At 35.8% G+C, this 13,947-nt stretch carries 13 protein-coding genes; 2 read left to right on the plus strand and 11 right to left on the minus strand.

The genetic code is table 11. From position 1 onward, the window contains the following. Positions 1 to 22: 22 nt before the first annotated feature. The 4 genes from ACGLWY_RS15155 to surE form a co-directional block, all read right to left on the minus strand. Positions 23 to 616 carry a C40 family peptidase gene (locus tag ACGLWY_RS15155; RefSeq protein ID WP_396620517.1) on the minus strand — a complete coding sequence of 198 codons (594 nt, stop codon included), beginning with the start codon at positions 614 to 616 and terminating at the stop codon, positions 23 to 25. Beyond that, positions 613 to 1,728, minus strand: coding sequence for a lipid-A-disaccharide synthase (lpxB, locus tag ACGLWY_RS15160; RefSeq protein WP_396620518.1), 1,116 nt, complete (start codon positions 1,726 to 1,728; stop codon positions 613 to 615). Before lpxB ends, ACGLWY_RS15155 begins: the two co-directional genes overlap by 4 nt. Positions 1,729 to 1,848: 120 nt before the next feature. Next, positions 1,849 to 2,133 carry a hypothetical protein gene (locus ACGLWY_RS15165; RefSeq protein ID WP_396620519.1) on the minus strand — a complete coding sequence of 95 codons (285 nt, stop codon included), beginning with the start codon at positions 2,131 to 2,133 and terminating at the stop codon, positions 1,849 to 1,851. After that, positions 2,130 to 2,903 carry a 5'/3'-nucleotidase SurE gene (gene surE, locus ACGLWY_RS15170; RefSeq protein ID WP_396620520.1) on the minus strand — a complete coding sequence of 258 codons (774 nt, stop codon included), beginning with the start codon at positions 2,901 to 2,903 and terminating at the stop codon, positions 2,130 to 2,132. The genes ACGLWY_RS15165 and surE overlap by 4 nt, the downstream gene beginning before the upstream one ends. 175 nt (positions 2,904 to 3,078) lie before the next feature. Between surE and ACGLWY_RS15175 the strand changes: the two genes are divergently transcribed. Both ACGLWY_RS15175 and ACGLWY_RS15180 read left to right on the plus strand, forming a co-directional pair. Beyond that, positions 3,079 to 5,217 (plus strand): carboxy terminal-processing peptidase, encoded by a 2,139-nt coding sequence (locus ACGLWY_RS15175; RefSeq protein WP_396620521.1) that lies wholly within the window; start codon positions 3,079 to 3,081, stop codon positions 5,215 to 5,217. A gap of 7 nt (positions 5,218 to 5,224) precedes the next feature. Next, positions 5,225 to 6,319: an ABC transporter permease gene (locus tag ACGLWY_RS15180; RefSeq protein WP_396620522.1), complete on the plus strand. Its 1,095-nt coding sequence runs from the start codon at positions 5,225 to 5,227 to the stop codon at positions 6,317 to 6,319. 114 nt (positions 6,320 to 6,433) lie between these two features. Here the strand turns inward: ACGLWY_RS15180 and ACGLWY_RS15185 are convergent, their stop codons facing one another. The 7 genes from ACGLWY_RS15185 to ACGLWY_RS15215 all read right to left on the minus strand — a co-directional run bounded on the left by ACGLWY_RS15185 (position 6,434) and on the right by ACGLWY_RS15215 (position 13,944). Then, the gene (locus ACGLWY_RS15185; RefSeq protein ID WP_396620523.1) at positions 6,434 to 7,009 is read right to left on the minus strand and encodes a YdeI family protein; all 576 of its coding nucleotides are present in this window, start codon (positions 7,007 to 7,009) and stop codon (positions 6,434 to 6,436) included. An 8-nt stretch (positions 7,010 to 7,017) separates the two neighbouring features. Further along, on the minus strand, positions 7,018 to 7,404 hold the full coding sequence (locus ACGLWY_RS15190) for a DoxX family protein (RefSeq protein ID WP_396620524.1): 387 nt from the start codon (positions 7,402 to 7,404) through the stop codon (positions 7,018 to 7,020). A gap of 6 nt (positions 7,405 to 7,410) precedes the next feature. Continuing rightward, positions 7,411 to 7,875: an SRPBCC domain-containing protein gene (locus ACGLWY_RS15195; RefSeq protein WP_396620525.1), complete on the minus strand. Its 465-nt coding sequence runs from the start codon at positions 7,873 to 7,875 to the stop codon at positions 7,411 to 7,413. A 40-nt stretch (positions 7,876 to 7,915) separates the two neighbouring features. Beyond that, entirely contained in the window at positions 7,916 to 8,248 is a 333-nt protein-coding gene (locus ACGLWY_RS15200) for an ArsR/SmtB family transcription factor (RefSeq protein ID WP_396620526.1), read from the minus strand. 218 nt (positions 8,249 to 8,466) lie between these two features. Next, entirely contained in the window at positions 8,467 to 8,976 is a 510-nt protein-coding gene (locus ACGLWY_RS15205) for a GNAT family N-acetyltransferase (protein ID WP_396620527.1), read from the minus strand. 217 nt (positions 8,977 to 9,193) lie between these two features. Then, complete coding sequence (gatB/aspS, locus tag ACGLWY_RS15210; RefSeq protein ID WP_396620528.1) at positions 9,194 to 12,544, minus strand: bifunctional amidotransferase subunit GatB/aspartate--tRNA ligase AspS; 3,351 nt, start codon at positions 12,542 to 12,544, stop codon at positions 9,194 to 9,196. After that, positions 12,544 to 13,944, minus strand: coding sequence for an amidase family protein (locus ACGLWY_RS15215; RefSeq protein ID WP_396620529.1), 1,401 nt, complete (start codon positions 13,942 to 13,944; stop codon positions 12,544 to 12,546). Before ACGLWY_RS15215 ends, gatB/aspS begins: the two co-directional genes overlap by 1 nt. Between the last annotated feature and the right edge of the window lie 3 nt (positions 13,945 to 13,947).

A 13,947-nucleotide genomic window follows, 5' to 3' on the forward strand; every position in this document is an offset into this window, starting at 1 on the left:
TACTCAAATATAATAAAATATCTTACAATATTCTACGTGCTTCAACAAAAGCTTTATCCCAGTAACTTTCTGATAGTTTAGAAACAATAACGCCAGCACTTGTAGTTGAATGAATAAATTCAATATCGCCATTTTCGGTAGTGACAACAAGCCCTACGTGACTAATATCGTTTCTTCGGTTCATAGTCCTAAAAAAAAGCAAATCACCTTCTTGGGTATTTTTTAAGGAGATTTTTTCGCCTTGTTTTGCCATGTCTCTTGAAATCCTTGGTAAAATTATATCGAAGGCCCTAAACGATTCAAACACCAAACCAGAGCAATCCATACCGTCTCTTGTCGCACCGCCAAATTTATATTTGACACCACTAAATTGTCTCGCATAGTCTATAATATCAAGTGCTTTTGAATTGGTAGAATGGTTTTCGTTAGTTTCGGTATTTGTGCTTAAATCTTTGGGTTCAACATAAGTAGCGTCACTTATGTCTGTTGTTCGTTTAGGTATAATGGTTTTAGAAGAGGTTCCCTTTTTAACAATAATGCTTTTTGAAGATTTGCAACTGGTAAAACAAAAGCTAATTATAAGTAGAACGGTCGTCATGTTTTTTAAGAACATCATGAGGCTTTAATAGATTTGTAAATTAATTTGGCTGTTTTTTCGCTGGCACCTTTACCGCCAAGGGCTTTTTCCAATTCGTAATAATGAATAAAGATTTTAGAACGCTCTTCCTCATTTAAAATTATTTCGAGTTCTTTTTTTAATCGCTTTTTATTGAAATCATTTTGAATAAGCTCCGTAACAACTTCTTTATCCATAATCAAATTAACCAATGATATATATTTTAAGGTTATAATTCTTTTAGCAATTTGATACGAAATGGCACTTCCTTTATAACAAACCACTTGTGGTATTTTAAATAAGGCTGTTTCTAAAGTAGCAGTTCCAGAAGTTACTAAGGCAGCATAGGATAAACTCAATAAATCGTAGGTTTTATTAGAAACAAATTTCACGTTATGCGATTTTATAAAGGGCTTGTAAAAACTGTATTCCTGACTGGGTGCTCCTGCAATAACAAACTGATAATTGGGAAAATCATCAACCAGACTAAGCATAACCGAAAGCATGCTTTTTATTTCTTGTTTTCGGCTTCCAGGTAATAAGGCAATAATGGGTTTGTCGCTTAGCTCGTTTTCTGCTCTAAATTCATATTCGCCAACTTGTGTTCTATTGGCAATAGCATCAATTAATGGGTGACCTACAAATGTTACTTTGTAATCGTATTTTTTGTAAAAAGCTTCAACAAAAGGCAATATAACATACATGGCATCAATATCACGTTTTATAGCTTTTACTCTGCCTGCTCTAGATGCCCAAACTTGAGGCGAAATATAATAGTTGGTTTTAAATCCGGCTTGTTTTGCCCATTTCGCTATGCGTAAATTAAACCCTGAATTATCTATAAAAATAATAACATCGGGCTTAAATATCTGAATGTCGTCTTTACAAAATGAAATATCTTTAAAAATGGCAGATAGGTTCATAATTACTTCAGCAAAACCCATAAAGGCACGTTCTTTATAGTGTTTTACTAAGGTACCTCCAACTGCCTGCATGAGGTCGCCACCCCAAAACCTGAAATCGGCATATACATCTTCTTTTTGTAATGCTTTCATTAGGTTCGAGCCATGTAAATCACCCGATGCTTCTCCAGCTATAATGTAGTATTTCATTTTTTGTTGTCAGCTCGAGCGCAGTCGAGACCTATTTTTAAAACCTCTTGCAAGCTGCGCTTTTATCTTCAAATAAAAATATATTTTCACTTTTGATAATGCTTGAGGCGACAAGAATAATTAAAACAGTTTAAATACAAAGGTAAAAATAGCTATAAAAATGGTTATTAATAAAACGCCCCGGGCACGATAATCTTGTCGTTTTATTATGAAAATAAAAAAGGCAACTAGATTTAGAATAGCACCTAAACTAATAAGTTTGCCTAAAAATCCTTCGCTAGCGGCTGCTTTTATAACAGTTATAAAGTCATCACCTTGTCCTAAAAGTGTAGCGGTTGCAAATAAACCAATGCCATTTGCAATTAAACCGACAAGGATGCCTATAAAAATATCTTTTTTAATCATTTTAAATTCCAAGTATTTAAAGTTTGAATATAATGATGGGCCGTTAAATCAAACTGAATGGGCACAACCGAAACATAGCCATTTTCCAAAGCCCATTCATCGGTATCTTCGCCGCCATCTAAATTAACAAATTTTCCTGTAAGCCAATAATAATCCCGTCCTTGAGGTGTTTTTCGTTTGTCAAATTCTTCTACCCAATTCGCTTTGGCTTGACGGCAAATTTTAATGCCTTTTATGTGTTTCTTTGAAAGGTTCGGGATATTAACATTTAGCACGACACCATTAGGCAACCCTTCTTTTAAAGCATTTTTGGTAATTGTTTTTACAAAGTCTTTGGAGGTTTCAAAATTGGCACTCCAAGCATAATCCAATAAAGAAAAACCAATAGCAGGGATTCCTTCAATACCTGCCTCAATGGCAGCACTCATAGTACCCGAGTATATCACGTTTATTGAAGAGTTGGAACCATGATTGATACCCGACACACAAATGTCTGGTTTTCTGGTAAGTTTTTCTCTAATAGCCAATTTCACGCAATCGGCAGGAGTCCCCGAGCAACTGTATTCTATTTGTGGACCATCGTCAATAAAAACCTGTTCAACATACAGTGTCGAATCTAAAGTGACGGCATGTCCCATACCACTTTGTGGACTATCGGGTGCCACCACCACTACATCTCCAATGGTATTCATTATAGAAATTAAAGTTCTAATACCTGGTGCGTTGATGCCATCATCGTTAGTAACTAATATAAGCGGTTTTTTTGTCATTTTATACTAAAAAAAGTATCGCTAAAATACATAATTTCCTTAGGAAATGGCGTATTTCTTCAGTTTAACAAAAAATTATTAACGATTGCCCGTATTGGCATGGTTTTTTCTTTATTTTAGTAAAAAAATGATGGACTTTAAGAGTCATAGAATATTAACCGATATGAAAAAAATTATGAGAAGGAATTATAAAGTGTTGTTATTATCGTTATTGTTAGCTTTCGCATCGTGCAGTTTTACAACCAAAAAGTTTAGTAATCCTGATAAAGATAAATTACTAATTCAGGTCATTACTTTTGTGTTGGAACAAGGTCATTTTGATCCTATTGTTTTAGATGATGCGTTTTCGGCAGAATTGTTTAAAGATTATTTAGAAATCATAGACCCTGTAAAACGTTATTTTTATGAATCTGATTATAGGGAATTTGAAAAATACAAATTAACAATTGACGATCAACTAAAAGCAACTGATATCACCTTTTTTAATGTGGTACAAGAGCGTATGTTAAAACGTATTGAAGAAGCTAAGGAAATTTATAAAGAGGTGCTATCTGAGCCTTTTGATTATTCAACCGACGAATCATTTAATACCGATTACGAAAATAGCAGCTTTGTAAAAAATAGAAAAGAGCTAAAAGAACGTTGGAGACAACAACTTAAGTTTTCTACACTTTCTAATTATGACGATTTAATAGCACAAGAAGAATTGGCTAAAAAGAATGACCCGTCATATGTGATGAAAACCAATAAAGAGATAGAAAAAGAAGCGCGCGAATCGACTTTAAAATCGATCAATGTGTATTTTAATGATACTATTGACGACTTAGAACGCGAAGATTGGTTTGCGATTTATGTAAATACCATTGTTGAGGAATTCGATCCACATACCTATTATTTAGCACCAAGAAATAAAGAAGATTTCGACCAACGTATGTCTGGCAAGTTGGAAGGCATTGGTGCCAGATTACAAAAGAGAATGGACTACATAAAAATTGTAGAACTTATTTCAGGAGGGCCTGCTTGGAGGAGTAAGGAATTGGAAGTTGAAGATATTATTTTAAAAGTAAAACAAGAAGATGAGGCATTTCCTGTGAATATTGTAGGCATGCGTATTAATGACGCTATTAAATATATTAAAGGACCAAAAGGCACTAAAGTCACCTTGACCATTAAAAAAGTTGACGGGACTATTAGAGATGTTGTTATTACTAGGGATGTGGTTGAATTGGAAGAAACCTATGCTAAATCATCGTTGGTTAAGAAAGACAATATGACTTTTGGGATTATTGATTTACCTTCCTTTTATGTTGATTTTCAGGACTATAAAAATATAAATGCTGCCAAAGATGTAAAAGAAGAAATTGAACGTTTAAAAGCTGAAGGTATTCAAGGGTTGATTTTAGATTTGCGAAACAATGGAGGTGGTTCTTTGCCAACCGTAGTGGACATGGCAGGTTTGTTCATTAAAGAAGGTCCTATTGTGCAAGTGCGTTCAACAGGCGAAGCTAAAGAAGTGTTACGAGATAAAGATAAATCCATTTCTTGGGATGGGCCATTGGTTATTTTGGTAAACGAAATATCGGCATCGGCTTCCGAAATTATGGCTGCAGCAATGCAAGACTATAAACGTGCTATTATTATTGGCGGTAAGCAAACTTACGGAAAAGGTACTGTTCAAAATGTCATCAATCTTAATAATATGCTTAGGAACAATACCAGTGGTGATTTAGGAGCTTTAGCTTTAACCACCCAAAAATATTATAGAATTAATGGTGGATCGGTACAATTAGAAGGCGTTAAAAGTGATGTGAATGTACCTGGACGTTTTAGTTTTATAGAAGTTGGTGAAAAAGATAAAGAAAACCCATTGCCTTGGGATGAAATTGATGCCGCCGACTATACACCATGGGAAAACTATTTTGACTATGATGCAACCATTAAGAAAAGTAAAGAACGTATGAGTCATAACCAACAGTTAAAGCTTATTGAAGACAATGCGAAATGGGTAAAAAGTAAAATTGATGAAACTGTTGTATCTCTAAACTATAAAAAATATAAAGCAGGGTTGGAGTTGAATGAAGAGGAGGCAAAACGATTTGATGCCTTAACAAATTATAAAACCAATTTGACTTTCGATTCTACAAAATATGAAAAATCGCTTTTTAATAACGATACTACCGATTTAAAAGAAAAACGTACCCGTTGGCACGAAAGTTTAAGTCATGATATATATGTTGAAGAAGCTATCAATGTTTTAGAAGATTTAAAAATGTCATATCCTATAAAAAAAGTAGCATATACAACAAAAAATTAAGAGCTGTATGAGTCATAAATCAAGCTCATTAAAACAATTGGCGCTCCAAAAGTTCAAAAAGAACTTTTGGGGCGTTTTTAGTTTTTGTTTTATAATATTTATAGGATTAGTTTCAGTGTTTGCATATGTTTTTGCACCCGATAGTTCGCAATATGCCAACCAAATGCATCTGGCTATTCACTCAAAAAGACCTGGGTTTAAAGTCACCATGCTTACCATACCATCGCGTTTGGAAACCAATCAAAATGGTTTAGATAAATTGTTTTTTGGAAAGAAAGATGCCGATACCGAAATCCCAATTTCCGAGTATAAAATGAAAGGTGATATACTAACCTATAAAGAATACGCATCCGATGGATTGGAAGGTGTTGAAAAAACCATGAATATACATGAGTTTCCAAAGGGTTCATATAAAACGTATATTAAAGAAAAGACCTTCCTTTTTGGGACTGATAAATATGGTCGTGATTTATTAAGTAGGGTTCTAGTTGGTGCTAGAATCTCCTTTTTTATAGGCTTTGTGGCTGTTTTTATATCCTTGGTTATAGGCATATTTATGGGTAGCATTGCAGGGTATTTTGGAGGAAAAGTAGATGCCGTAATTATGTGGATTATTAACGTAACATGGTCTATACCAACTTTGTTATTAGTGATAGCCATTACCTTGGCTTTAGGAAAAGGTTTCTGGCAAGTGTTTATTGCCGTTGGTCTTACCATGTGGGTTGAGGTGGCCAGAGTGGTACGCGGACAAATAATAAGCGCCAAAGAAATGCAATATGTTACTGCGGCACGTGCTTTGGGTTATAACGATTTTAGAATCATAACCAAACATATTTTGCCTAATATTATGGCCCCCGTTATTGTTATTTCGGCAGCTAATTTCGCAGCAGCTATTTTAATAGAAAGCGGCTTGAGTTTTTTGGGTATCGGTGCACAGCCGCCCATGGCAAGTTGGGGCGCTATGATAAAAGACCATTACAATTACATTATTCTTGGGAAACCCTATTTAGCTATCATACCGGGGCTTTGTATTATGAGTTTGGTTATGGCGTTTATGCTTATAGGTAATGCATTGCGTGACGCTTTGGACGTGAAAGGGTAGGAGTTATTTTTGCTTACAAGGTTTATGTATGCAACTCAGATTGGCTTAGTAAAAACCAGTAATTTTTTATATGCGTCTTGTTGGCGGTAATATTTATTCCCAATCTGCTTTTTGTCAATCATTCGACCCTTTTCCTTCGAATATTTTAGGGATTGATTTTTCAATTCTCGATTCACGGGTTTTCGATTGCTTGGCTTGTGAAAAATATAGTAAATAACCTCTTTGCCTACCTGGTGTTAATGCCTTAAAAGCGGATTTTAAATCGGGATTGTCCTCTAAGGTTTTTTTAAATTCATCGGGCATTGTAAACTCGGAAGTCTTTTTCATTTTCACTTTCAAACCTGCTTTTTCAACCTCAATCGCTTCAAAAAGATAGGCTTTGATAACGGATTTTAAATTAATGATTTCTTGAACTTTGGTAAATCGGATTTGGCGAGCCGATTGCACATTTTCCGTTTGTTGAATTAGAATGTTGTTGGTATCCTGCAATAAAGCACCTTTATGAAAAAGAAGAGCACAATATTCTTTAAAGCCATGAATTAAGACGATATTATTTCCTTGGAATGTATAGCAAGGGTGCATCCACTTATAGTCTTCATCAAGTCCACAATCCAAACAGATTTTTCTTAAAAGTTTCGTTTCTTCTTTCCACCGCTCTATTTTTTCTATGTATTTTTCAACTTTTTCCATTTTCAAATTTATTTTGTTAATGAAGTGATTTTTCTGCTTTCTGGCCTGAAATACCAAGATAAAATAGTTACAAGCAATAATATTAATGATGGTATTGCCTCTGTTAATGGTTGACCGACTGCTAAATGGGAAATGGATGCTCCAGACATTACAAAGAAAAATCCAGCATATGCCCATTCTTTTAATAGGGGGGATTTGGGAATAAGAATAGCAATGACACCCAATATTTTCCAAACACCGAGAATACTTAAGAGGTATTGTGGATAGCCTAATTGTTTGATGATTTCATTGTATCCACCAATTTGAAGCATTTGCTGTACACCGCCTGCTAACATTCCAATTGAAAGGAAGCCAGTAACTATCCAATAAATGATTTTATTTCTCTTTGTTGTCATAATGTGTTATTTTGAATGGTTTAAAATGTCCTGTAATCTATCGTGTGCCATATTTAAACCACTAGCAAAAGGTAGTTTTAACTGTTCTGCTCGGTGTTTCTCAGACCTGTAAATTATTTGTATGGTCAGTTTACTGGTTTCGTCAGTGAGTTTTTCAAATTCCAAGAATTCAAGCTGCACACCACTAGGCATATTTTCCATTTCAAAGGTTCGGATGATTTTTTTATTGGGTAAAATTTCGTGAATTGTTCCGTTTGCCTTAAATACGACATTGCCGTTGTATGAAGTTTCAAACTGATAACCACCATGATTTCTATTTTCAAGTTTTATCACTTTTGTGCCCATCCATTGTTCTACAAGTTCAGGTTCGGTATATGCTTTAAAAAGTAATTCTACGGGTAATTCAAATGCCCTTGTTATTACTAACTCTTGTTTGCCTTCTATGGCATTGATTTTTGTTTTTTTCTCCATGGTGATTTATTTTTTGATTGATGTTTTTGCTCACTCCTAATTATTTCTTTTTGTGCTCGTGAATCTTCGATTTCATTAATGTTTCCAATTTATTAAATCGGTCATCCCACATGTTTCTAAAGGGTTCAATGAATTCAGCTATTTCTTTCATTCCTTGGGGGTTTAGCTGACAATAAATCTCCCGACCTCTTTGTTCCTGTTCGAGTATTTCGCATTCCGTGAGGATTTGTATATGCTTGGAAATCGTTTGTCTTGAATAGTCGAAATTTTCAGCAATTGCAGTTGGTGTCAATGCTTGAAGCGCAACTAAAGAAATGATTGTTCTTCGGGTTGGGTCAGCTATGGCTTGAAATACGTCTCTTCTTAGTTTCATTACGCAGTTATTTGACTGCAAATATAAATGCAGTTATTTGATTGCATAAATAATTTTTGAATTTTTTTTGTTGCTGGAATTTGGAATGTTTCTACTTGTGATGGTTTTGTGTGTCTTGGAAAGTTCTGTGTTTAGGGACAAGAAAATTAGAAGCTAGCAAACGGAGCAACTAACTTTGGCTTAGCTAAAAATAGCAATTTTTTATACACGGCTTGTGTCTAAGCTTTTATTTCATTCAGTTCTAGTGTATATAACCAATATTTAACTCCAAGTCTTGGCTCTAACTCTTCAAAGATTTTAAATCCAATTTTTTCATAAATATATCTAGCACTTTTCATTATTTCAGAAGTATGAAGTGCTATAGTTTGTTCATTATTTTCTAAAGCCAATTCAATACACATTTTGGTCAGTTTTTCTCCAATTCTATTGCCTCTGTATTTTGGGTCGACAGAAACAAATCTTAAATAACACCATTTCTCATCATATATTTCGGTCGGGTTTCCTTTAGGGATTAGAAAAGCCATACCAATTATGTTTTTGGTGTTATTTTCACAAATTAGACATTCCGATTTTTTAAGTAATTCAGAGTAAGTCTTATGGTCATCAAGAGTTTTATGTAATTTATTCCAATTATCATTGGTTAACTCATCTTTGAATTGTATCCAAGATTTTAACCCCAACTCTTTAAGTTGTTCTAAATCGTTTATACTTCCTTTTCTGAAAATCATTTGCAGACTTGTTTTCTAGCTTACACACAACTCGTAATATAGTACGTCTATTACCCTAATGCCAATCAAGATATAGTTACTTTTTGTTGCTGCTGCCAGTAAATATAATCAATATTTCCTACGAAAATAAAAAATCCCGACAGCAACCTATCGGGATTTTATAAATCTATTTTTCTCTAGTCTCTAGTCTCTAGTCTATTATCTATCGTCTTTTATCTCATTTCTTAATAACCCTAACATTCATTTCCTCAATCTTTTTATCAGATAGTATAGAAGGCGCACCAAATAATAAATCCTCACTGGTGCCTGTTTTTGGGAATGCCATGACTTCACGAATCGATGCTTTTTTCTCTAAAATCATCATCAAACGGTCAACACCCCAAGCAATACCGCCGTGTGGAGGTGCCCCGTAATGGAAGGCTTTATACATAGTGCCAACGCTTTTTAGCATCTCCTCTTTGCTATAGCCCATGTTTTTATAAGTAGCTTCCAAAATTTCGGGTTTGTGGGCACGTACCGAGCCGCCACCAATTTCGTAACCATTCAATATCAAATCGTATTGTTGGGCAATGATGCTTCCTATTTCTTCCTCTTTGCCATTCATGTGCTTATCGATATCATAAACCGCTGGCATCGAGAATGGATTGTGGGTAAAGGTCCAACGGCCTTCATCTGTTTTTTCAAACATAGGGAAATCAATCACCCACGCCGGACGCAATTCTTTCGCATTAATTAAATGCAACATCTTGCCAAGTTCCTGACGAACCGCATCCAGAGCTTTATTTGCTGTGGCATAATCGGCAGCCGAGAAAAACACAATATCGCCAACCTGAGCATTGGTTGCTTTTATAATGCCTGCTGCAATATCTTCACCCAAAAACTTAATAATAGGCGATTGTAAATCGGTTTCATTAACAATAATATAGGCCAAACCACCCAAGCCGTGCTGTTGTGCAATACCTGTTAACTTTTCAATTTGCCCTTTCGATAAACGTTTGTTGCCTTGTTCTTCAGCAGAGACTTTGATACATTTTACAATACCGCCTTCTTCAATAGGTTTGCTGAATACTTGGAAGGTCGTATCTTTTACAATGTCTGTAATGTTTTGAAGTTTTAGGCCAAAACGCAAATCGGGTCTGTCGCAGCCATAAAAATCCATGGCATCTTGATAGGTAATCACTTCAAACGGACGTAAAATCCATTTGTTACCGTATATTTTTGTCACCACTTCATTAAACATTTTGGTGTTTAAATCGATGATTTGCTGCATGCTGGCATACGCCAATTCCATATCCAGTTGGGTGAATTCCGGTTGGCGGTCGCCACGGGAATCTTCGTCCCTAAAACAGCGTGCAATCTGGAAATACTTTTCGTAACCGCTCACCATCAACATTTGTTTAAACTGTTGAGGTGCTTGTGGCAAGGTGTAAAATGCCCCGGATTGTTTACGTGTTGGTACAATGAATTCGCGAGCCCCTTCATCGGTTCCTGCGCTTAATATGGGTGTTTCAATTTCCAAGAAATGCTCCTCATCTAAAATATCACGCAGTAATTTTATAACCTTATGACGGTTGACAATAACGCGACGCACATCATCATTTCTGTGGTCTAAAAACTTATATTGAAAACGAATATTTTCATTGGTTTTTGTCGCACGTTTTATTTCAAAAGGAAGTGTTCTCGATAGATTTAAAATATCGAGTTCGTAAGCTTCCATTTCTATGGTTCCCGTTCTTAAAGCAACATTGTAATCATCTTCCTTACGTTGTACAATGGTTCCGGTAACAGTAATAACCGATTCTGGTTTTAACTTCACCAGTTCATCTAAATTAGGGAACGATTCCCTGCTTAAACGCACTTGGAAAACTTCGGTACTTGAATCGCGTAAATCGATAAATATCAATTCACCATGATCGCGAACACTGGAAACCCAACCTGCAAAGGTTACTTTTTCGGAAATATTAGTTTCAGAAATAGCGGTGATTACATGTGTTCTGTATTCCTCTTTTATAACAATAGGAATTTGAGGTAGAATTTCTTCTTTGGTTGATGGTTGTTGGTTGGTTGTTGTTTGTTGTGGAGTTGTTTGTTGTTGAGTTGTACTTCCGTCTTCGGTCATCGGTCTTCTGTCTTCTCCAGCAAGCGCTTTCAAAATTCCTTCACGAATCACTTTCCCAGAAGCTCCTTTTCCAATAATAGCTATGATTTTTCCAACTAAAATACCCGATTTCCCTTGGTTTCCGGCTTTAATGTCATTGGCTATGGCTTCATTTTCTGAAATGACTTTAGCAATGGCATCCTGGATTTTTTCTTCGGAAATACTGTTGTCTTCGAAATAGGTTTTATAATCAAAATGAGCATCAGCCAACAACGATTTAATGGCATTTTGAACCAATACCACTGTTATTTTTTCCTCTTTAAATAATTTGAAAACAGCAATAAAATCTTGAATGTTTTCAATTTGTGAATACGCTTCAGGCTTTATGTTGTTTGACAAGGTTTTGGCAACAAACGAGGCGTCATTCAACTCATTGTTAATAGCCACGAAGGTTTCCGAACGTAACGAATCGGCAGTAAAGAATTTAGCGTCCTGTGGTAATACGCCGCCATTTATTAAAATGGATTCTACGGCAAAAGGAAGCGTTTTGGTATCAACGTGAACTGCTTCAACAGCATCTTTAATATTTACAAAAGGTAAATCAGGCTCCGAAATGAAACGGTAATCAGCTTCAAATTCCTTTTTACGCATGGTTTTGGTTTGCTTTAAATCGGCATCCCATAAAACCGTGGTTTGGTCGGGTCTGAATTCTTTATGCTCAATATAGTAGTTGAATTGTTTTTCTACTTCCTCCTTTAAAGCATCGACCATAAACTTAAACGAATTTAAGTTTTTGATTTCGGTACGTGGGTTTAAAGTATAACTGTGTTTTTTACGAAGGGATACCGAAACATCCGATTTAAACTCACCTTTTTCAAGATTCGCTTCACTTATTTTTAAATTCTGAACAATACGTTGAATGTATTGAGCATAAATGGAAGCGTCCTCAATATGACGAATACAAGGTTCGGTCACAATTTCAATTAGAGGCACACCCGCTTTGTTGAAATCGACTAACGAAACAGTTTTTTCGTGCATCAATTTAGCGGCATCTTCCTCAATATGAACTTGGGTTAAATTGACCGTAAATTGGCTGCCATCATTTCTAAAACAGGATACTTGTCCGTCAGGAATAATCGGGTTATGAAACTGGGTGATTTGAATATTCTTTGGGTTATCCGGATATTCATAATGCTTTCTATCCCAAGAAATCACTTCGTTTTCAAAAGATGATTTTACTGCCTTTCCAAAATAAATAGCTTTGGTAATCGCTTCTTTATTGATGGCAGGCAAAACACCCATTTGCCCCGTACAAACAGAACAGATGTTTTGATTGGGTATGTCTATTTCTTGATTTGGACAAGAACAGAACAGCTTGGTTTTTGTATTTAGTCGAACGTGTGTTTCCAGTCCGATAACTAATTCTAACTCGTGGGCTTTTAATGCCGCGTCTAATTGCTCCAATTCCATTATATCGTGTCTTTTAAGAAGTTAGCAAACTTCAAAACAAGTTCGTCATTATTTTTTGCTGCCGTTATTTGCAAGCCGGTTTCCGTGCCTTGAGGTACAGTTAAGGTTGGCAATTGCCCAAGGCTAAAACCAACGGTATAAGCATCGCTTAAATACATGGCAAGCGGATCTTTTAAACTATCACCAATTTTTGGTGGTGTGCTTGGTGTTACAGGCGATATGATGATATCGACTTCCTTAAAATCGTTTTCAAAATTTTCAGAAATAGCATCGCGTAAAGCCAATCCTTTTAAATAAATTTCATCTGAAAACCCTTGAGACAATACTTGGTTGCCACCAACAATTCGGCGTTTTGTTTCTTCTGAAAAGTTTTCTGAACGTGTAATGGCATACGATTCCTTTAGGTTTTTATCCTCAATCCGATGGCCGTAATTGCTACCATCCAATCGGGATAAGTTAGAAGCCGTTTCAGCCATTGCCAAGGTGTAATAAGTAGAAACCAGAATATCGGATTTAAAGAAATCAAGTTCCTTAACAGCAATACCTTTGGCTTTTATTTTTTCTATAGCATCTAAAAAATCAGCTTTAATTTTAGGATCAATCGCTTCATTCTCAATAAAGTTTTTGAAGTATCCAACGGTTTTAATGCCTTCAGCATTTAAAATGGTTTCTTTTGAAATTTCCGAGGAAGCGTAAGTGGTTTGGTCTTTAGTGTCTTTGCCACTCATCACGTTCAATACGATACGAATATCCTCAACCGATTTGGCGATAGGACCCACACAATCTGTTGATGATGCATACGCCATCAAGCCGTAACGCGAAATACGCCCGTAAGTCGGTTTTAGGCCATATACATGATTGTAGCCAGCAGGTTGACGTACCGAACCTCCTGTATCGCCACCAATGGAAAATACGGTATAATCTTTAGCAACATTCACTGCGGATCCACCACTGGAACCACCACCTACCAAATTGGGGTTGATAGCGTTTTTTACAGCGCCGAAAATGGTGTTTTCACTTGAAGATCCATGACCAAAGCTATCGCAATTCTCTTTGACGATAGGAATCGCACCAGCATCCAATAATTTTTGAATGGCTGTTGCGGTGTAAGCCGACTTGTAATTTTTTAATAACTGAGAGCTCGCCGTTGCGTAAGTGCCTTGCAGCATATATACGTCTTTAATCCCAAAAGGAATGCCTTCCAATAGACCAATAGGTTCTCCTTTTGCTATTTTGGCATCTACTTTTGCAGCTAATTCTAAAGCTAAAGAATCTAGCAAAGTGTTAACGGTGTTATTGGTGTTGGCCTTTAGTAAATCTAATTTCCCTTGAATCAATGCTGTACAGGAAATTTCTTTGTTCATCAATTGCTGATGAAGTTGTTTTATTTGAGAGTCCATAAT

It is taken from the genome of Mariniflexile sp. HMF6888 (assembly GCF_044335535.1).
Taxonomy (GTDB): Bacteria; Bacteroidota; Bacteroidia; order Flavobacteriales; family Flavobacteriaceae; genus Mariniflexile.